Below are 19,206 nucleotides of genomic sequence, written 5' to 3'. Positions count from 1 at the left end.
CAGCGACAGGTCCCGGACGTTCGTTACCCGCCGTCCGGAAAAGGTCTGCTTTTCAAGATGAAAAGATCATATCTGTTAGCCGACTTTCCCTGTGCAGAAGGCCGTTTATGGCCTGTTTCAGCGCACATCCAGTTGCGCCTTTCCCCGCCAAATAACCGCAATCTGATAACAAAAAGTTTAATTTTTTTCCCCGCCGCGCTGACTATAGTTAGGGCACTTTCACTTGCCCAATAAGGTCACGATTATGAAATTAGTTATCGCCTCCGTAATTTCTCTGCTCAGCTTCAGCGCGCTGGCGGCGCCAGAGGGGACGCTCAGCGTACACATTCTTAATCAGCAAACCGGGCTCCCTTCACCGGGGGTGCAGATTGAGCTGGATAAACAGCAGGGGGAGAGCTGGCAGCATATCGCCACCGGTAAAACGGATGCCGATGGGCGGATTAAATCGCTCTATCCGCAGGCGGAGAATATGGAGCCGGGGGTTTATAAAGTGACGTTTAAAACCGGTGACTATTTTAAAAGCCAAAACATGAATACGTTCTTCCCGGTGGTTCCGGTTATTTTCAATGTTACAAAGCAAAATCAAAAACTGCATATCCCGCTGCTGCTCAGTCAGTACGGATACTCTACCTACCGCGGCAGCTGATGTCGCAAGCTGCTATCCAGCCAACGCCTGCGTCTCTCCCGCAGGCGTCACGCTTTCCTCGCACCACGATGTCCACGCCTAACGCTCGGTCTCTTTCTCTTTAAAGTGTTTAACAGCTTCGTCGTACATCGCCAGCAGGCCGGAAATTTCGCCTTCATATTGCGGCACGCGCTGGGCGCGAACGAGCTCAATCAGCAGCGCATAGGCTGCTTCTTCCGGGGCCGCATGTGGATTGATCAGTCCAGACATATCACCTCCTTAACAGTGGGCTTTTAGCCTACCCCTCGGCGGGAAAACGCAACAGCCTGATATGCAACCAGTACTTCTTATATGGCTCTTGTGAAACCTCAGAGGCGAAGACCTCGGCGGAAATCAATTGAAGGAGGGGTTATCCAGACCACTGGCGTGGCGGTTAGCGGTGCATCTACACCGGCAGCAGGCTCATCATCAGCCAGGCGATGGTAATGCAGATGAGGGTCATCGACAGCACAAAATTCATGGTAGCTCTTCTTCATCCTTTCTTTACTCAGCGTAAATTTTGACAGCGATGATCGCCTTTATCCTTGGCGATTTGTGCCGCTATCCGGCGGTGGGCTGGGGAAAGACGGCCTGTTTCCCCGTGAAGGCCAGTAAAATATCCTCTTTGTCAGGGTTATAGTGATGACATCAATGAATAAGCGGCATCACATTGGTTATGTTGGTCTTTCCGCCTGAAGAATGACTTCAGGTCGCTGATAAGCTTGCTGGGGGACTAACAGGATGAGCACTACACCGTTAACGCTTTCTTTTGCCGGGCAACAACCGCCCATCGCCCTGCCGCAGGTGCCGGGAACGCGGGGGCCGGTGGGAGTCGACATGCGCGGGCTAAATCAGTCCGGATTCTGCAGCTATGACCCCGGCTTCGCCAATACCGCCGGATGCCAGTCGGCGATCTCGTGGATCGATACAGAAAACAGCGTGCTGCTGCACCGCGGCTATCCGGTAGATCAGCTGGCTCGCCAGTGCGATTTTCTCGAAGTGGCCTACATCATGCTGAACGGTGACGCGCCGGATGAGGCCAGCTATCAAACCTTTCGCGAGACCATCACCCGCCATACTCTGGTCCACGAGCAGATAGCCCGCATGTGCAGCGGCTTTCGTCGCGATTCGCACCCGATGGCGCTGATGTGCGCCCTGGTGGGGGCGCTGGCGGCGTTCTATCATGATGTCCTGGATGTGGAAAATCCGCAGCACCGGGCGCTGGCCGCCACCCGGCTGCTGTCGAAAATGCCCACTATCGCCGCCATGAGCTACAAGTACACCATTGAACAACCCGCCGCGTATCCGCGCAACGATCTCTCCTATGCCGGAAATTTCCTGCAGATGCTGTTTGCTATCCCGGCGGAGAAATATGTTCTGAATCCGGTCATCGAGCAGGCGATGAACCAGATCCTGGTGCTCCATGCCGATCACGGGCAGTGCGCCTCGACCACCACGGTGCGTGCGGCGGGCTCCTCCGGGGCGAATTTATTCGCCTGCGTCGCCGCCGGGCTGGCGTCGCTGTGGGGGCCAATGCACGGTGGCGCCAATGAATCGAGCATGCGAATGCTGGAGGAGATTGAAAGCGTCGATCAGGTTCCGGCGTTTCTGCGCCAGGCGAAGCGCGATCCGCAGGCATTTCGCCGGCTGGGTTTTGGCAACTCGCGCTACCGTCACCGCGATCCGCGCGCCGGGATCCTGCGTGAAACCAGCCATCGGGTACTGGCGGAGGTAGGCATGTCCGACCGTTTGCTGCAGGTGGCGATGGCCCTTGAGGACGTGGCGCTGACCGACCCCTATTTTGTGGACAATGGCCTGTCGCCGAGCGTGGATTTCTATACCGCGGTGATCCTCAAGGCGATGAATCTGCCTTCGTCGATGTTTGCGGTGGTCACCGCGGTCGGTCGGACGGTCGGTTGGGTGGCGCACTGGAACGAGATGCACCAGGCGCCGCTGACCATCTACCGGCCACGGCAGATTTACGTTGGCGAGGGCTATCGGGATTACGTCTCCCGACGCGGCGAGCAGTCTGCTGGCCCAAGGTAATGCGTACGGGCAGGAGGCGCGCGGCGTCTTCCTGCCCAGGCGGGGTGCTACTTAGAGATGCCGGGAGAGCAGATAGTGCTCGACGGCGGTATATTCGGTTAACCGGGTATACAGCGCCAACAGGGCGCTGAGAAAAGCGCCTACCTCACAGGCTTGCGGCCCGGGTGTGGCGAGTAATGGCTGTAGCGTAGCTCTCAGTTGATCAAGGTCAGACTTCAGCACATACGGTATATGCAGGGTGCTGAGGATGGCTTCAGTCTGCTGGAAATCGTGACGAGATGGCAACGCCTCGTCTGCGCTTAGCCAGCTCAGGATAATCAACATAAGGCGATTTTTAGCGTAGAGATACGATTTCATGGCCTGTCTCCTGTCGGTAGTGGCGCAACACCATCCCCTGAACTTTGTTCATCAGTTCCACGTTATTTTTCACCGCCAGCTTGCTAAGGACGCGTGAACGGTAGTAGTAGACCCGTTTGATCGTGAGCTGCATGGTGCTGGCCACGTGACACAACGGCATTCCCCCCATCAACAGGCTGATTAAAAAAGTTTCCTTACGGGTCAGGTTATAGCTGTCAGGTATGGCGATATAGAGCTTGTCGGCGGGGGGCGACGTCCAGCGCGGAGCGCGGGCAAGCGCCGTACTGAGCCCGGCAAAACTGGTGATGAACTCTGCGCCGAGCACAATGGCGAGGCTGCTTTCGAGCTCGCTCAACGGGTAGCCTGATTTGGCAAAAATAAAGATCCGGATCAGGGGATTAAACGATTTTAAACTGAGCGCGACCTGCAGTACTTCGATGCTGACGCTGCTGTAATCAATAAGGATGGTGCTTAACCGGGCTCCGGCATCGGTCGCAAAAAAAGTATAGAACATCTCACTCTGTCCGCTAAACGGGTAACAGAGCATTTCTTTAATATCCAGAGGCTTGCTGTTTGGTTCATTAATATACGCCTTCAGCGCAATATTAAAATATTCTGAATCCGCAATGCAGATCAACATAATGACCTCCTGGCATAAATACGCTGTGCATGCTGTCCTGCCTGATTCGACAATTTACTGTAGAGAATACCCGTCTGAAATAACATACTCCCTGCGCTTTCAATCGAGGGGGGAGAACGTGGGAGGAGGTGGTTAATAATGAGGGTGAGATATTTAGATCGCATTTTGCGAATATTTTATGGAAAACATATAATAAAAATTATCATTTATTTACAATAAGTTATGCTTTTATTGTGCATTTGTTTTATTTCTTTTTCAGAGTGGCGTTAAGACTTTTCTATAAAAAGTAGAAATGGTCCTGGTGGCGAATTTGAATAATAAACAATGAAGTGAGTAGGATGTCAGTGCAGGGAAGGGGTTAAAAGATAACAGGTTAATCCAATGGACTGAGCATTAATAAATTGTACGTATAAAGTACGCCAGGGGTATTTCCTGAACGATTCTCCATAAGCGTGGTGATGAGGAGTAAATATGAAAAAATACAGCAGAGGAATGGCATCTTTCGTGGTGATGATGATGCTTTCTCCGGTAGCGGCACAGGCTGCTGATGGCAAAGTCACCTTTAATGGTGAAGTCATCGAAAATACTTGTACGGTAGTGAATAAAGACAAGACGGTGACCCTGCCGACGGTCCAGCGTTCAGCGCTCAGCAGCGCGGGTGAGACGGCGGGCGTGGTTCCCTTCACCATCGATCTGACGAGCTGCACCCCAGGGGCTGATGTCTCGGTGTACTTCGAGAAAGATCAATACGTTTCCACGGAGGGCCGACTAAAAAATACCCTGTCTGACGGCACGGAAGCAGAAAACGTCGATGTGGAACTGCTGAACACCCGGTTTACGCCGATTAACCTCGCGGAGACCCCGGCGGTCGCTGCAGACGGCACCATTGCTCGCCCGGACGTGATCCCGGTGGCGGTGGCTGAGCAGGATGGTTCCGCCTCGCTGCCTTTCTATGCCCGCTACTATGCGACCGACGCCGCTACGGCTGGAAAAGTCGCTACCTACGTCAACTTTACGGTGGTCTATCCGTAAACCCTGTCCACGGCCCCGCTCAGGGGCCGTTTATCCACCCGGCAAGGAGGAGGTGAATATGCGGCGTATGGTTCTGGCATGGCTGCTGTCCTGCATTTTACCCTCGGCGGACGCCAGCATGGTTATTGACGGCACACGGATTATTTTTTCCGGCGACAAAAAAGAGATCGCCGTCCGGGCCACCAATATGGGGGAGACCCCCTCTCTGACGCAGGTCTGGGTCGACGATGGCCGCGTGCAAAATCAACCGGAAAAAGATTCGGCGCCGTTTATTGTGCTGCCGCCGATTGTGCGTATCGAGCCGGGAAAGGGCCAGAGTTGGCGCCTGATGTTCAATGGCAGCCGTCTGCCGCAGGATCGGGAGTCGCTGTTCTGGTTCAATCTGCTGGACATCCCGCCTGAGCCGAAAAACGGCACGGCAATCAATTACCTCCAGCTCGCGATACGGTCGCGTATCAAGCTGTTTTACCGTCCGGCAGGCGTGGCGGCGGAAAAAATGGCGCCGGAGAATGCCCTGCGCTGGGCGCTGGCTCCCACGGGCAATGGGCTGCGGGTGAGCAATGCCTCATCGCGCTATATCACCATCGACAGCATCACCCTTAACGGACAAAAACAGTCCGCTGGCATGGTCGCCCCTTTTTCCTCGCTGGAGATCGCGCTTAAAGGGGTCGCGCTGCGTACGCTGCCGGAGAAATTCAGCTTCACCACCATCAATGATTACGGCGCGGTAGTGAATCATAATTATCCTCAGTAAGGACATTATTATGAAACTCAGGGAGATCAAGTTTGGGTTGATGCTGCTCCTTCCCTGGCAGGAGGCATGGGCGGCAGAGGCGTTTAGTTTTAACCGCGCCCATTTGCACGGCGCCGCGCAGGTTGATCTCCAGAAATATCAATACGGTAATCCGCTGCACGCCGGACAGTATCGCAGCACGCTCTCGGTGAATGGCCGGGACCTGGCGGAAGAAACGTTTGTTATCCAGGAACACGATGGCCAGCTTGAGCCCTGCATCTCGCCCTCGCTGTTCGACGCCCTGCAGCTGAAGGATGCCCAGTGGCCGGCGGCGGCCACCTGCCTGCGCTTTTCGCAGATCAATAAGGCGATCGGCTGGGAGTATGACAGCGGGGAAAACGTCCTGCGGGTGAATATGCCCCAGGCGCTACTGCAACCCCATTATCGGGGGGCGGTGAACCTGAAGAAGGTGGATAGCGGCGTGCCCGCCGCAGTGCTGCGCTATCAGGCCAACAGCTATCAGAGCATCGTCGACGGGGATAGCAGCAGCCATCATTATCTCGGGCTGGATGCCAGCCTGCGCGCCTTTGGCTGGCGTTTACATCACCAGTCCAGCTACCAGGCGCAGGAGGGGAATACACACTGGGATAGCATTGCCACCTGGGCTGAGAGAAGTGTAGTGAACTGGGCGTCCACGTTACGGCTGGGTCAGGGATGGACCGACGGAACCTTCTTTGACAGCGTCAGTTTTATCGGCGGCAGGCTGGCTACCGATGTGCGCATGCTGCCGGGCTCCCGCCGCGGCTTTGCGCCGTCGGTTAGCGGCGTGGCGCGCACCAATGCCCGCGTGACGGTCACCCAGAACGGCGCCCTGTTGTACGAGGCCACGGTTCCGCCGGGCAAATTCACCTTTGACGATCTCTATCCCACCAACGCCGGCGGCGATTTACAGGTAACGATCCATGAGGCGGACGGCAGTCAGGAGACCTTTACCGTGCCGTACGCCGCGCTGCCTGGCCTGGTGCGGGCAGGCGCGGTCTACTATGACCTGTCGCTGGGCTATCTGGATGAGGACGGGATCGCCGGGCGGCCGGGATTTGGCGAAGCCACGGCGCAGTACGGCTTCAATGACTATGTCAGCGGCTATACCGGCGCCAACGCGACGACGGATTATTACTCGATGCTGGTCGGCAGCGCCTTCAATACCTACTGGGGGGCGCTGGCGGTCGATCTTTCCCGTTCTGCGGCGAAGGGCAGGGAACGCGGCTGGCAGGAGGGGTATCGCTGGCGGGTATCCGCATCAAAATCCTTCGCGTCCGATACGCGGATGCTGGTCTCGATGAGCCACAGCAACGACGGCAACTATCGTTCCATTCGCGACGCCGTCCGGGAGCACGACCGTTACCCCAACGACTGGCGGGAGATGACCCGCTACAGCGCGACGTTGTCTCAGCAGGCCGGCAGCGGCAGCCTGTCGTTTAACGGAATCTGGAGCGAGGATGTCCACCACCACCGCTGGCGCTCCTATCAGCTGGGGTACGCCAACCGCTATGGCCAGCTCAATTACTACCTGTACGCCCAGCAGAGTCAGGATATTCATCACCGCAATAATCAGGTGGTGGGCGTCTCCTTTTCGCTGCCGTTCGGGCAGGCGGGCAGCCTGACTACCCGCTTTAACCATGATAAGAACTACGGCAGCCAGCTGCAGTCCAGCTATACCGGCAGCGCTGGCGAGAAAAATGCCTTTAGCTATGGCCTGACCGCCAGCTACGACATGCCGCGGGAGAACCCGCACGAGGCCAGCGTTGGGGGCAACGGTAGCCTGCGTACGGATTATGCGTACCTGAATGCCAGCGCCAGCGCCGGTCGCCACCAGCAGCAGTACTCGCTGGGGGCATCGGGCGCCCTGGTGGCGCATCAGGGCGGAATGACCGCCACCCCCGAACTGGGGGAAACTTTCGCCATTGTGGAAGCGCCCGGCGCGGCGGGCGCTCGGGTGGCAAACCGCCTCGGACAGCCAATAAACCGCCAGGGTTTTACGATCATCCCTTACCTCGATCCCTTTACCGATAACTGGCTGGATCTCGATCCGCAGGGTCTGAACGACCATGTGGAGATTGTCTCCAGCAGCACGACGGTGGTGCCCGATTCGGGCGCGGCGGTGAAGGTCAAATTTGTCACGCGTACCGGCTATCCCTGGTTTGCCCATGTCACGCTGCCGGATGGCGCGGCGCCCCCGCTGGGCGCGGAGGTGTTTGACGACAGCGGTCGGGCGGTTGGCGCCGTCGGTCAGGGCGGGCTGCTGTATGCCCGGGTGCCGCAGGCCGACGGCAGCGTCTCGGTAGTATGGGGCGAACGCAGCGGGCAACGCTGCCGGTTGGCCTATGCCATCCGCGGCGACGCGGCGCAACAGGTTAGCCGCGGTACGCCGCATCAGGTCTGCCGGCCGGGAATAAAGGAGAAGTAATATGAAAAAAATCATCGCATCAGGGGTACCGCTTCTGCTGGCCGGCGGATACTGCGCCTCGCTGTCGGCAGCGTGCCAGATGGTCAGTGGCAAAACTATCGAGTATTCAGTGAACGTCAGCCAGGCCAGTATCAACCTTGACGTCAGCAATCGCCCCATCGGCTCCCTGCTATACAGCTACGGAGGGATGATTATCACTAATAACGAACGCTGGGAGATCGCCTGCAGCGGCAGCGAGCCCGGCGGGTTTCAGAGCATCGGCGGCTCACGGGTTGGCCCGGCGGGAGACGGCAAGCCCGGGGATATCTACAGCATCGACCGCCTGCCGGGCATTGGCTACAGCTTCCAGATGGGGGAACAGGATGGCATTAATTTCGATCCCCTGTTCACGGCCTGGCCCTCAGCGCCGGTATTTTCCGGCCAGCGCGCATTTCAGGCGGAAAATAAAAAACCGACCATCTATTTCTGGCGGATTGCCGATAACGGCGGTCTACCGCCGCCGGGCGAGTATTGCCTTAACGATTACCTTGGCGATATTTATCTTGGCGGAGTACAGGCGATGCGCTTTAGCGTCAGTGGGCTCTGTATTCAGGTCAAATCACCCACCTGCAAGATTACTGACGACAGTAAAAACATTAACGTCTTCCTCGGGCGGCATAACAAAACCGCGTTTACCGGGCTCAACAGCACCACCGCCCCGGTTCCTTTTAACATCAACCTGACGAACTGTGAAAATGTCGGCAGCGTGTTTATGCAGTTTAACGCGACGGTGGACAGCGCTGTCGCCGCCAACGAGGTGATTAAAATCGATGACCAACCTGAAGGCGCATCCGGACTTGGCGTGCAAATCCTCAGCGCCGGCGGCGCGCTGGTGCCGCTAAACCAGGTGAGCCAGGTCTGGTCCGGGAATAAAGGCAGTCAGACGAACTATCGTTTATCCTATCAGGCCCGCTATATCCAGACGCAGCCCGCAGTGACTGCGGGCGAGGCGAACGCCAGCGCGACCTTCGTGGTGACTTATAACTGATCGGCCTGACGGCGTGGCGTCGTCAGGCATGCGCCAGTAAAGGAAACATCAACTTCCTGTCTTTAAACAGGTTTTCCTTCTGGTCATAGACGAAGAGGATATCTTCTCCCTCTATTTTCTCATACTCGCCGAGCCGGTCTTCATTAGGGGTAAAACCGAGGATGGCCTGGTAAACATGGTCATCGGCCAGTTCGTTGACCAGCGTCGACAGGCTCTTACCCTCCTCGCAGAAGAGGTCAAAGCAGATCAGCACCGGACCGTTTTGCATGGCGATGACCACTGCCTCATTTTTTGCCGAGTAATAAACAAAATGCTTCATAAAGGCTGAGCAGTAAAACATCAGCAGGCCAAAGTTATGCTCCACCCGCAGCGGTGAGAACGGGTTGGATTTTTCATAGTAATGGCGGAGCAGGGCGACATCGTCAGCGCTGTCCATATCCAGTTTACGAAAATCACCGGCTCGCGGGGAAACCGGCATAATATATTGATGCTCTTCGCTGCGGGTGAAGCCAAATTTGGGGTAAAAATCCACCGTGGTGGGATTGGCGAATAAAAAGAAGGCGTCCGCCTCCTGCTGCCAGTCCTGCAGGATGTGATGGATAAGCTGGCCGGCTAATCCCTTATTACGGTGGTCCGGTTCGGTCATCACGGTGCCAATCTGAATATAACGCCGGGGCTCGCCCTGCCAGCGCAGGTCGATGATATTGGCCGAGGCGTTAGCGATAACTTTATTGCGTTCGACAAAGGCGTAGGGGATATAGGCGTCGGTCCAGTAACCTTGCTGATACCACTCTTCAAAAGACAGATCAAAAGTCTTAACGGCAAGGTCAATGAAGCTTTTTCTTAATGGACTATTTTCTCTGACTTGCTTCACTAATTGATAATTCATTGTCATAGTTCCTTCTCACTATGGCTTCTGAAAGCGGCGACGTCGGCAAAGGCACTTGCGTCGAATGAGCGCTGTAAACGTAGCATATCTGGGAAAAGGATCCGCAATGTCGATGCTTAACCTTTGCCCCAGTCACAAATAACCGCATGCTGGCCATATCAGACCGGGCTGAACGGCCTGTTTGCGTTTGCTATCGCCATAATAGAGCGTGAGTAAACGAGGCACTGGTCGAGAGGCTGAGGCAAATGTACTGGCGATTTTATCGACAATCGGCCGCGCCGTAGAGGTTAGGTTTATTTATTTATGCATTAAACAGGAAATTTTACGCGATCTGCCTAATAATAGAGTAGCCGTCATCGCAAGGGCTGAAATTACTCAAGGAGCGACGTATAATAACGCCCTTTGTGTCTGAGTATTACCGCACGAATTGGAAAAATATAACATGCAGGATCCGCTACTTTATTTCGCGGTTTTTGCTCAGCTATTATTGAGTGAATTAACAGGATTACTATGTCAAATTTACCCAAATTTTCCCGCGCGCTTTTGCACCCGCGTTACTGGCTGTTGTGGCTGGGAATTGGCTTTTTGTGGCTGCTGGTGCAATTACCGTATCCGGTGATCTACCGTCTGGGAACGGCGCTTGGGCGGCTGGCAATGCGGGTGATGAAAAGCCGCGCGCGGATTGCCAGACGTAATCTCGAACTCTGCTTTCCCGAGATGAGCGCCGCCGACCGCGAGGCGCTGCTGGTGAAAAACTTTGAATCGCTGGGCATGGGGCTGATGGAGACCGGCATGGCCTGGTTCTGGCCGACGCACCGGGTGGCGCGCTGGACCGAGACCAGCGGCGTTAACGAGGTGGTGGAGCTTCTGGAACAAAAGCAGGGCATCTTACTGATCGGTATTCATTTTCTGACCCTCGAAATGGGGGCGCGAATGTATGGCATGTTTACCCCGGGCATTGGCGTCTACCGGCCCAATGATAACCCGCTGATTGACTGGCTGCAGACCTGGGGACGCTTGCGTTCGAACAAGACCATGCTGGATCGAAAAAATCTGAAAGGGATGGTCAGGGCGCTGAAAGAGGGGGAGATCCTCTGGTACGCGCCAGATCACGATTACGGCCCGGCCAGCAGCGTTTTTGCCCCGCTGTTTGCCGTCGAGCAGGCGGCGACCACCACCGGCACCTGGATGCTGGCGAAAATGTCCGGGGCGACGATTGTGCCGTTTGTTCCGCGGCGCAAGCCCAACGGCATGGGGTATGAATTGATCTCTCTGACGCCAGAGCGCACGCCGCCGCTGGCGAGCGCCGAGGTCACGGCGGCCTGGATGAATCAGATTATCGAACAGTGCATCCTGATGGCGCCCGAGCAATATATGTGGCTGCACCGGCGTTTTAAGACTCGCCCGGAAGGGGTACCGCCGCGTTACTGAACGCTTCGGCCGAAAAATAAGCGCATCGGTAGCACGCTCAGTAAATCGCCGTCTATACTGAAAGAGCCTGACTGAAGGCTAATTCCAAGGAGATTGCAGGATGAAAAAAGTGATAGTCGCGTTAGCCCTTTCCGCCGTTGCATTTGGCGCGTCCGCCGCACAGTTGATCACCAAAGAAGAAGTGAAACACTTCAAACTGACCAAGGTCGGACCGATCTCGGTAGGGCCGTCCGGTGGCGAGTTCTCTTCACCTTCCGATCTGCACGATCAACTCTCTAAGCTGGCCGATGAGAAAGGCGGAAAATATTACGTGATTACCGCCGCGCGCGAGCATGGTCCAAACTTCGAAGCCACAGCGGAAGTGTATAAATAACCTTTTTAAAAGCGTGCCGTAGCGGCGCGCGACGCATTGAGCCTGGAGCGCGTTAAGCCTCCGGGCTCATTTTTTTTCTGCCATCGGAATTGCCTTAGGCAATTGCGGCAGCGGAAATGCGTTTTTATCGCTATATATAAATTTCATGATCACGATGTTAATGAATTATTGCTTTTTATTGTTGATAAAAAGCCAATTCTGACCTAATGCCTGAGGGAGTGACCCCTGGCAAAAATAGGTAGGACAAATGTGTTATCATCGCGCCTTTCCCTTTTTGTCTGGGGCTTTCTTGTATGCTACAACCTGTTGTTCGCGTCGGTGAATGGCTGGTAACCCCCTCTGTAAACCAAATCAGCAGGAAGGGGCGCCAGCTTACCCTTGAACCGCGTTTAATCGATCTTCTGGTCTTTTTTGCCCGCCATCCGGGGGAAGTGCTTAGCCGGGACGAGCTTATCGAAAACGTCTGGACCCGGAACGTTGTGACCAGCCACGTCGTCACGCAGAGTATTTCCGAACTGCGCAAGTCGCTCAAAGACGGCGACGACGTTAGCCTTGAGTACATCGCGACGGTACCCAAACGGGGGTATAAGCTCACGGTGCCGGTGATCTGGTGCACCGAGGAGGGGGAGGAACTCGCCCCGCAGGTGGAGGCGCTGACGCCTTCGTCGTCGACCGCTATTCCCGTGCCACCTGCTGCCGGTGGGCCGCCAGAAGCCCCCGACTCCTCCGCCGATCTTACCGCGCCGGTGACAGCGCCGGCGGCGGCTCCCGCTGTCGCCAGCGCGCCATCGGCCCGCAAACGCCTCACCACCGCCCTGGTGTGGGGGCTGTTCCTGTTGGCGCTGGGCACCTGTGTGGCGCTGGTGGCGCTGTCGAGCATGGAGTCGCGGCCGCCGGTCAACAAGGCGCGCCTGCTGCTCAATCCGCGCGATATCGATATCCACCTGGTCAATGGTAACTCCTGCGCCAACTGGTCGTCGCAGCACTCCTACGCGGTCGGCCTGGCCAGCCTGATCACCACCTCGCTGAACACCTTCTCGACCTTTATGGTGCATGACAAAACGGACTACAACATCAATGAGCCGAGCAGCTCCGGGAAAACGCTGACCATTGAGTTCGTCAATCAGCGCCACTATCGGGCGCAGCAGTGCTTTATGTCGGTCCAGCTGGTGGATAACGCCGACAGCTCGACGATGCTGGATAAACGCTACTTTGTGACCAACGACAACCAGCTGACCATTCAGAACGATCTGATGAACAGCCTGTCGGATGCCCTGACGCAACCGTGGCCGGCGCGGATGCAGGCGATGCTCAGGCAATATCAGCCCTCGCAGAGCGTGGCGTTAACCTATTTCTACCAGTCGCATCAGCTGTTAATGAAGGGCGATGTCGATTCATTAAGTAAAGCCAGTAGCCTGCTGGATGATGTGATTAAGCGGGCGCCGGATTTTATTTACGCCTATGCCGAAAAAACGCTGGTGGATGTATTACGCCATTCGCAGCAGCCGCTGGACGATAAACAGCTAGCTGCCCTCTACAGTGAGGTTGAGCGGGTAGGGGAGATGCCGGGTATTAAAGACATGGCGATTTATTATCAAATAAAAGCGGTAGATTCGTTGGGTAAGGGTAAAGTCGACGAAGCGAATACCGCGATTAACAGTGCGATTGATTTAGAGATGTCGTGGCTGAATTATGTGCTGTTAGGCAAAGTCTATGAGATGAAAGGAGAGAACCGACTGGCTGCCGATTCTTACATCACTGCGTTTAATTTACGGCCCGGCGGGGATACCCTGTACTGGATTGAAAACGGTGTTTTCCAGACATCAGTTAATCGGGTGGTACCGTATCTCGACAATTTCCTCTCTTCAGAATAAGTAAACCCTCATCATGCGCAAGGTTTTGGGCATGGTGAGGTTAAATTTATGTTTCTCATGAAGTCTCCTGTTGTTATTTGTATTTAGCATTCAGGAGGCTTTGAATAACACTTCAGTAACACTCATCTCCCACTCTAACTCCATGTAACTAAACGATGTTTATCTTTTTCTGACACCCTGTTGTCATGTTTATATGTTAAGCGAAAAAGGTCAAAATATCATTTGTCTGATGTTTGTTATTATTTCACTTTATCTTTAGGACTTATCTCGTACAAATCAGTAATCTTGTTGGCAGTTGGTCGGGTCAATTAATGGTTCTGTATCATGATCTGTACCTCCCAAATAAACTTAGGAGAAAAACAACCATGAGTTCTGCCAAGAAGATCGGGCTATTTGCCTGTACCGGTGTCGTCGCCGGTAATATGATGGGGAGCGGTATTGCATTATTACCTGCGAACCTGGCCAGCATCGGTGGTATTGCCATTTGGGGCTGGGTAATTTCAATTATTGGTGCGATGTCTCTGGCTTATGTTTATGCCCGACTGGCCACTAAGAACCCGCAACAGGGTGGTCCAATTGCCTACGCCGGGGAAATATCTCCCGCATTCGGTTTCCAGACCGGTGTGCTTTATTATCATGCAAACTGGATTGGTAACCTGGCCATCGGGATTACCGCAGTTTCTTATCTCTCAACGTTCTTCCCAATTTTAAATAACCCGGTGCCAGCAGGTATTGCCTGTATTGCCATCGTGTGGATCTTTACTTTCGTTAATATGCTCGGCGGGACCTGGGTCAGCCGTCTGACCACTATTGGTCTGGTACTGGTGCTTATTCCAGTGGTCATGACCGCGGTTGTCGGCTGGCACTGGTTTGATGTCGCCACCTATCAGGCGAACTGGAACACCTCCAGCACCACCGATAGCCACGCGGTCATTAAAAGTATCCTGCTCTGCCTGTGGGCCTTTGTTGGCGTCGAATCCGCCGCCGTGAGTACCGGGATGGTGAAAAACCCGAAACGCACCGTACCGCTGGCAACCATGCTGGGTACTGCGATGGCCGGTATTGTCTATATCGCCGCGACTCAGGTTATCGCCGGTATGTATCCTGCTTCTCAGATGGCCGCGTCCGGTGCGCCGTTCGCGATTAGCGCCTCTACCATTCTCGGCGGCTGGGCTGCTCCGATGGTTTCCGCTTTCACTGCCTTCGCTTGCCTGACGTCTCTGGGCTCGTGGATGATGCTGGTTGGCCAGGCTGGTGTACGTGCTGCCAACGACGGTAACTTCCCGAAAGTGTATGGCGAAGTCGATAGCAACGGTATCCCGAAAAAAGGCCTGCTGCTGGCCGCGGTGAAAATGACCGCGCTGATGGTACTGATCACCCTGATGAACTCCGCCGGTGGTAAAGCCTCCGACCTGTTCGGTGAACTGACCGGTATCGCGGTACTGCTGACCATGCTGCCTTACTTCTACTCCTGTGTTGACCTGATTCGCTTCGAAGGCATCAACATTCGTAACTTCGTTAGCCTGATTTGTTCGGTACTGGGTTGCGTGTTCTGCTTCATCGCGCTGATGGGCGCAAGCTCCTTCGAACTGGCCGGCACCTTTATCGTTAGCCTGATTATCCTGATGTTCTACGGTCGCAAAATGCACCAGCGCCAGAACAACGCAACGGATAACAACAGCCCCGCTAACGCGCACTAATCAGTAACCCTTTTTCCTGAGGCTCCTTCCATCACCTGTCATCACGCGACGGGAGGGGCTTTCTACATCTGGAGATTTGACTATGAACGTTATTGCAATCATGAATCACATGGGTGTTTACTTCAAAGAAGAACCCATCCGTGAACTGCATCGTGCTCTCGAACGCCTGGACTTCCGTATTGTCTACCCGAACGACCGTGACGACTTATTAAAACTTATCGAAAACAACTCTCGTCTGTGCGGCGTGATCTTCGACTGGGATAAATACAATCTCGAACTGTGCGAAGAAATCAGCAAAATGAACGAGTACATGCCGCTGTACGCGTTCGCTAACACCTACTCGACTCTGGACGTTAGCCTGAACGATCTGCGCATGCAGGTTCGCTTCTTCGAATATGCGCTGGGCGCTGCGGAAGATATCGCGAACAAAATCAAACAGAACACTGACGAATACATCGACACCATTCTGCCGCCGCTGACCAAAGCGCTGTTCAAATATGTACGTGAAGGCAAATACACCTTCTGTACCCCTGGCCACATGGGCGGTACCGCGTTCCAGAAAAGCCCGGTAGGCAGCATCTTCTATGATTTCTTTGGCCCGAATACCATGAAATCCGATATCTCCATTTCGGTTTCTGAACTGGGTTCTCTGCTGGACCACAGCGGCCCGCACAAAGAAGCGGAAGAGTATATCGCTCGTGTGTTTAACGCAGAACGCAGCTACATGGTGACCAACGGTACCTCTACTGCTAACAAAATCGTCGGCATGTACTCCGCGCCGGCCGGCAGCACCGTGCTGATTGACCGTAACTGCCACAAATCGCTGACTCACCTGATGATGATGAGCGACATTACGCCGATCTACTTCCGTCCGACCCGTAACGCCTACGGTATCCTCGGCGGTATCCCGCAGAGCGAATTCCAGCACGCGACTATCGCCAAGCGTGTGAAAGAGACGCCGAATGCGACCTGGCCGGTACACGCGGTGATCACCAACTCAACCTATGATGGTCTGCTGTATAACACCGACTTCATCAAGAAAACCCTGGATGTGAAATCCATCCACTTTGACTCCGCATGGGTGCCTTACACCAACTTCTCGCCGATCTATGAAGGCAAATGCGGGATGAGCGGCGGCCGCGTCGAAGGGAAAGTGATCTACGAAACCCAGTCCACGCACAAACTGCTGGCGGCGTTCTCTCAGGCTTCGATGATCCACGTGAAAGGCGACGTTAACGAAGAAACCTTCAACGAAGCCTACATGATGCACACCACCACTTCTCCGCACTACGGTATCGTGGCGTCCACCGAAACCGCGGCGGCGATGATGCGCGGTAACGCCGGTAAACGCCTGATCGACGGTTCTATCGAACGTTCGATCAAGTTCCGTAAAGAGATCAAACGTCTGAAAGGCGAGTCTGAAGGCTGGTTCTTCGATGTATGGCAGCCGGAACATATCGATGGCGCTGAATGCTGGCCGCTGCGCTCCGATAGCGCATGGCACGGTTTCAAAAACATCGATAACGAGCACATGTACCTCGACCCGATCAAAGTCACGCTGCTGACGCCGGGGATGAAGAAAGACGGCACCATGGATGAGTTCGGTATTCCGGCAAGCATCGTGGCGAAATATCTCGACGAACACGGCATCGTGGTTGAGAAAACCGGTCCGTACAACCTGCTGTTCCTGTTCAGCATCGGTATCGATAAGACAAAAGCGCTGAGCCTGCTGCGTGCGCTGACCGACTTCAAACGCGCGTTCGACCTGAACCTGCGGGTGAAAAACATGCTGCCGTCGCTGTACCGTGAAGATCCTGAATTCTATGAAAACATGCGTATTCAGGACCTGGCGCAGAACATTCACAAACTGATTGAGCATCACAACCTGCCGGACCTGATGTTCCGCGCGTTTGAAGTGCTGCCATCGATGGTGATGACCCCGTATGCCGCGTTCCAGAAAGAGCTGCACGGTCAGACTGAAGAGGTTTATCTCGAAGAGATGGTCGGCCGCGTCAACGCCAACATGATCCTGCCGTATCCTCCGGGAGTGCCGCTGGTGATGCCGGGTGAAATGATCACCGAAGAAAGCCGCCCGGTGCTGGAGTTCCTGCAGATGCTGTGCGAAATCGGCGCTCACTACCCGGGCTTCGAAACCGATATCCACGGCGCCTATCGTCAGGCGGATGGTCGTTACACCGTTAAAGTGCTGAAAGAAGAAAACAACAAGTAATAGACGCACACCAGGGAAGTGGCTTGCCACTTCCCTTTTTTCACGCTGCAAGGAGAACCTATGAAAACACCCTCACAGCCGCGCGCGATTTACTACATCGTTGCGATCCAGATCTGGGAGTACTTCAGCTTTTACGGCATGCGTGCCTTACTCATCCTTTATCTCACCCACCAGCTTGGCTTTGACGACAGCCATGCCATCAGTCTGTTCAGCGCCTACGCATCTTTAGTTTACGTTACCCCTATTCTCGGCGGCTGGCTTGCCGACCGCCTGCTCGGCAACCGCACGGCGGTGATTGCCGGGGCGCTGTTAATGACCCTCGGCCACGTGGTGCTGGGCGTCGAGTCGACCTCCGCATGGAGTCTGTACGTCGCGCTGGCGATCATCATCTGCGGCTACGGCCTGTTCAAATCCAATATCAGCTGCCTGCTCGGCGAACTGTACGCTCACGACGACCCGCGTCGCGACGGCGGTTTCTCGCTGCTGTACGCCGCCGGCAACGTCGGGTCGATCGCCGCGCCCATCGCCTGCGGACTGGCGGCGCAGTGGTACGGCTGGCATATCGGCTTTGCGCTGGCGGGGATCGGCATGTTTATCGGCCTGATGATTTTCTTAAGCGGCAGCTGCCATTTCCGGCATACCCGCGGCGTCGATAAACCGGCGCTGCGGGCAGTGAAATTTGTGCTGCCGACCTGGGGCTGGCTGCTGGTGATGCTGTGCCTGGCGCCGGTGTTCTTCACGCTGCTGCTGCAAAACAACTGGTGCGGCTATCTGCTGGCGATCGTCTGCCTGTTCGCCGCCCAGATGGTGGCGCGGATCATGATCAAAGCCCCGGAGCATCGTCGCGCGCTGTGGCAGATCGTCCTGCTGATGCTCGCCGGAACGCTGTTCTGGGTGCTGGCGCAGCAGGGCGGGAGCTCGATTAGCCTGTTTATCGACCACTTCGTCAATCGTCGCCTGCTGAACTGGGACGTGCCAACCGCGCTGTTCCAGTCGGTCAACGCGGTGGCGGTGATGGCGGCCGGCGTGGTGCTGGCGTGGCTGATGCGCCCGGAAGGCAGCGTGCGTTCGGTGCTGCGCGTCTGGCTGAAATTCGCTTTCGGCCTGCTGCTGATGGGCGGCGGCTTTATGCTGCTGGCGCTCAATGCCCGCCACGGCGCGGCTGACGGCCAGGCCTCGATGGGCATGATGGTCGCCGGGCTGGCGATGATGGGCTTTGCCGAACTGTTTATCGACCCGGTGGCGATGGCGCAAATCACCCGTCTGAACATGCCCGGCGTCACCGGGGTGTTGACCGGGATCTATATGCTGGCCACTGGCGCGGTGGCCAACTGGCTGGCGGGCGTGGTGGCGCAGCAAACCACCGAATCGCAAATTAGCGACACGGCGATTGCTGCCTATCAACATTTCTTCTCGCAGATGGGCGAATGGACCCTCGGCTGCGTGGCGGTGATGGTCGTTATCGCCTTTGCCGCGGCCTGTAGTGTGGGCAAACGCCGTGCGGCTGCCGGTGAAGTTACCGGCGGCGGCGCCTGACGCTCGTCCCGGCTGGTGGCGTAAACGCCTTATCCGGGCCGCGATTCGTCGCCCCGGTAAGCGCGGCGCGACCGGGGGCATGACATCAACAGCGGAGCGCGAAGTCGCTCCTTGCACAGCTTAGTGAACAGGAGGGGGATATTCTGGCATGCGCGGAGGCCAACGATAAAAAATACCGTTACTGAAGCCATAGCTGAGTGAGATCAG

General features: G+C 55.6%; 16 protein-coding genes and 1 pseudogene. 13 read left to right on the top strand and 4 right to left on the bottom strand.

Annotated features, from left to right (window positions below; all coding sequences use genetic code 11):
* The first annotated feature begins 244 nt into the window (after positions 1 to 244).
* Positions 245 to 646 (top strand): hydroxyisourate hydrolase, encoded by a 402-nt coding sequence (gene uraH, locus AC3EMD_RS20240; RefSeq protein ID WP_008805473.1) that lies wholly within the window; start codon positions 245 to 247, stop codon positions 644 to 646.
* A gap of 78 nt (positions 647 to 724) precedes the next feature.
* Here uraH and AC3EMD_RS20235 read toward each other — a convergent pair whose 3' ends face one another.
* Positions 725 to 895 carry a hypothetical protein gene (locus tag AC3EMD_RS20235; RefSeq protein ID WP_002892370.1) on the bottom strand — a complete coding sequence of 57 codons (171 nt, stop codon included), beginning with the start codon at positions 893 to 895 and terminating at the stop codon, positions 725 to 727.
* Between the two features lie 324 nt (positions 896 to 1,219).
* Between AC3EMD_RS20235 and AC3EMD_RS20230 the strand changes: the two are divergent.
* Positions 1,220 to 1,360: pseudogene (locus tag AC3EMD_RS20230) on the top strand (hypothetical protein).
* Positions 1,361 to 1,405: 45 nt separating this feature from the next.
* A complete protein-coding gene (locus AC3EMD_RS20225; protein WP_023339736.1) occupies positions 1,406 to 2,710 on the top strand; it encodes a citrate synthase in 1,305 nt (434 codons plus the stop codon).
* A 51-nt stretch (positions 2,711 to 2,761) separates the two neighbouring features.
* On the opposite strand, the gene AC3EMD_RS20220 is transcribed toward AC3EMD_RS20225, so the two are convergent.
* Positions 2,762 to 3,067 (bottom strand): hypothetical protein, encoded by a 306-nt coding sequence (locus AC3EMD_RS20220; RefSeq protein WP_022064705.1) that lies wholly within the window; start codon positions 3,065 to 3,067, stop codon positions 2,762 to 2,764.
* Positions 3,045 to 3,707 (bottom strand): LuxR C-terminal-related transcriptional regulator, encoded by a 663-nt coding sequence (locus AC3EMD_RS20215; RefSeq protein ID WP_008805477.1) that lies wholly within the window; start codon positions 3,705 to 3,707, stop codon positions 3,045 to 3,047. The genes AC3EMD_RS20220 and AC3EMD_RS20215 overlap by 23 nt, the downstream gene beginning before the upstream one ends.
* 471 nt (positions 3,708 to 4,178) lie before the next feature.
* Between AC3EMD_RS20215 and AC3EMD_RS20210 the strand changes: the two genes are divergently transcribed.
* The 4 genes from AC3EMD_RS20210 to AC3EMD_RS20195 are packed head-to-tail and all read left to right on the top strand — an operon-like array spanning position 4,179 to position 8,966.
* Complete coding sequence (locus AC3EMD_RS20210; protein WP_004151792.1) at positions 4,179 to 4,739, top strand: fimbrial protein; 561 nt, start codon at positions 4,179 to 4,181, stop codon at positions 4,737 to 4,739.
* Between the two features lie 58 nt (positions 4,740 to 4,797).
* Positions 4,798 to 5,493, top strand: a complete 696-nt coding sequence (locus tag AC3EMD_RS20205; protein WP_302073668.1) for a fimbrial biogenesis chaperone — start codon at positions 4,798 to 4,800, stop codon at positions 5,491 to 5,493.
* A 10-nt stretch (positions 5,494 to 5,503) separates the two neighbouring features.
* Positions 5,504 to 7,939 carry a fimbria/pilus outer membrane usher protein gene (locus tag AC3EMD_RS20200; RefSeq protein ID WP_302073667.1) on the top strand — a complete coding sequence of 812 codons (2,436 nt, stop codon included), beginning with the start codon at positions 5,504 to 5,506 and terminating at the stop codon, positions 7,937 to 7,939.
* Position 7,940: 1 nt separating this feature from the next.
* Positions 7,941 to 8,966 carry a fimbrial protein gene (locus AC3EMD_RS20195; RefSeq protein ID WP_008805480.1) on the top strand — a complete coding sequence of 342 codons (1,026 nt, stop codon included), beginning with the start codon at positions 7,941 to 7,943 and terminating at the stop codon, positions 8,964 to 8,966.
* A 22-nt stretch (positions 8,967 to 8,988) separates the two neighbouring features.
* Here AC3EMD_RS20195 and AC3EMD_RS20190 read toward each other — a convergent pair whose 3' ends face one another.
* Positions 8,989 to 9,855, bottom strand: coding sequence for a GNAT family N-acetyltransferase (locus tag AC3EMD_RS20190; protein WP_012542565.1), 867 nt, complete (start codon positions 9,853 to 9,855; stop codon positions 8,989 to 8,991).
* A 510-nt stretch (positions 9,856 to 10,365) separates the two neighbouring features.
* Between AC3EMD_RS20190 and AC3EMD_RS20185 the strand changes: the two genes are divergently transcribed.
* The 6 genes from AC3EMD_RS20185 (at position 10,366) to dtpD (ending at position 18,999) form a co-directional block, all read left to right on the top strand.
* Complete coding sequence (locus AC3EMD_RS20185) at positions 10,366 to 11,286, top strand: Kdo(2)-lipid IV(A) acyltransferase (RefSeq protein ID WP_008805482.1); 921 nt, start codon at positions 10,366 to 10,368, stop codon at positions 11,284 to 11,286.
* A gap of 100 nt (positions 11,287 to 11,386) precedes the next feature.
* The gene (locus tag AC3EMD_RS20180; protein ID WP_002892402.1) at positions 11,387 to 11,659 is read left to right on the top strand and encodes a YdgH/BhsA/McbA family protein; all 273 of its coding nucleotides are present in this window, start codon (positions 11,387 to 11,389) and stop codon (positions 11,657 to 11,659) included.
* Between the two features lie 293 nt (positions 11,660 to 11,952).
* Complete coding sequence (cadC, locus tag AC3EMD_RS20175; protein WP_008805483.1) at positions 11,953 to 13,533, top strand: lysine decarboxylation/transport transcriptional activator CadC; 1,581 nt, start codon at positions 11,953 to 11,955, stop codon at positions 13,531 to 13,533.
* A gap of 365 nt (positions 13,534 to 13,898) precedes the next feature.
* Positions 13,899 to 15,233 carry a cadaverine/lysine antiporter gene (gene cadB, locus AC3EMD_RS20170; RefSeq protein ID WP_008805484.1) on the top strand — a complete coding sequence of 445 codons (1,335 nt, stop codon included), beginning with the start codon at positions 13,899 to 13,901 and terminating at the stop codon, positions 15,231 to 15,233.
* An 82-nt stretch (positions 15,234 to 15,315) separates the two neighbouring features.
* Positions 15,316 to 17,463 carry a lysine decarboxylase CadA gene (gene cadA / locus AC3EMD_RS20165; RefSeq protein ID WP_302073666.1) on the top strand — a complete coding sequence of 716 codons (2,148 nt, stop codon included), beginning with the start codon at positions 15,316 to 15,318 and terminating at the stop codon, positions 17,461 to 17,463.
* A 60-nt stretch (positions 17,464 to 17,523) separates the two neighbouring features.
* On the top strand, positions 17,524 to 18,999 hold the full coding sequence (gene dtpD / locus AC3EMD_RS20160; RefSeq protein ID WP_302073665.1) for a dipeptide permease DtpD: 1,476 nt from the start codon (positions 17,524 to 17,526) through the stop codon (positions 18,997 to 18,999).
* Positions 19,000 to 19,206: the final 207 nt, after the last annotated feature.

Source organism: Klebsiella sp. PK18 (assembly GCF_057784655.1).
The sequence above is the reverse complement of the archived record's forward strand: the minus strand, read 5'-3'. Positions and strand labels throughout refer to the sequence as shown.

Bases quoted from the DNA above. Each gene is read 5' to 3' on its own strand.
- AC3EMD_RS20220 (WP_022064705.1), bottom strand. From the start codon at position 3,067: ATGAAATCGTATCTCTACGCTAAAAATCGCCTTATGTTGATTATCCTG.
- cadA (WP_302073666.1), top strand. From the start codon at position 15,316: ATGAACGTTATTGCAATCATGAATCACATGGGTGTTTACTTCAAAGAA.
- dtpD (WP_302073665.1), top strand. From the start codon at position 17,524: ATGAAAACACCCTCACAGCCGCGCGCGATTTACTACATCGTTGCGATC.
- uraH (WP_008805473.1), top strand. From the start codon at position 245: ATGAAATTAGTTATCGCCTCCGTAATTTCTCTGCTCAGCTTCAGCGCG.
- AC3EMD_RS20205 (WP_302073668.1), top strand. From the start codon at position 4,798: ATGCGGCGTATGGTTCTGGCATGGCTGCTGTCCTGCATTTTACCCTCG.
- AC3EMD_RS20185 (WP_008805482.1), top strand. From the start codon at position 10,366: ATGTCAAATTTACCCAAATTTTCCCGCGCGCTTTTGCACCCGCGTTAC.
- AC3EMD_RS20225 (WP_023339736.1), top strand. From the start codon at position 1,406: ATGAGCACTACACCGTTAACGCTTTCTTTTGCCGGGCAACAACCGCCC.
- AC3EMD_RS20195 (WP_008805480.1), top strand. From the start codon at position 7,941: ATGAAAAAAATCATCGCATCAGGGGTACCGCTTCTGCTGGCCGGCGGA.
- AC3EMD_RS20215 (WP_008805477.1), bottom strand. From the start codon at position 3,707: ATGTTGATCTGCATTGCGGATTCAGAATATTTTAATATTGCGCTGAAG.
- AC3EMD_RS20210 (WP_004151792.1), top strand. From the start codon at position 4,179: ATGAAAAAATACAGCAGAGGAATGGCATCTTTCGTGGTGATGATGATG.
- AC3EMD_RS20180 (WP_002892402.1), top strand. From the start codon at position 11,387: ATGAAAAAAGTGATAGTCGCGTTAGCCCTTTCCGCCGTTGCATTTGGC.
- AC3EMD_RS20190 (WP_012542565.1), bottom strand. From the start codon at position 9,855: ATGAATTATCAATTAGTGAAGCAAGTCAGAGAAAATAGTCCATTAAGA.
- cadC (WP_008805483.1), top strand. From the start codon at position 11,953: ATGCTACAACCTGTTGTTCGCGTCGGTGAATGGCTGGTAACCCCCTCT.
- cadB (WP_008805484.1), top strand. From the start codon at position 13,899: ATGAGTTCTGCCAAGAAGATCGGGCTATTTGCCTGTACCGGTGTCGTC.
- AC3EMD_RS20235 (WP_002892370.1), bottom strand. From the start codon at position 895: ATGTCTGGACTGATCAATCCACATGCGGCCCCGGAAGAAGCAGCCTAT.
- AC3EMD_RS20200 (WP_302073667.1), top strand. From the start codon at position 5,504: ATGAAACTCAGGGAGATCAAGTTTGGGTTGATGCTGCTCCTTCCCTGG.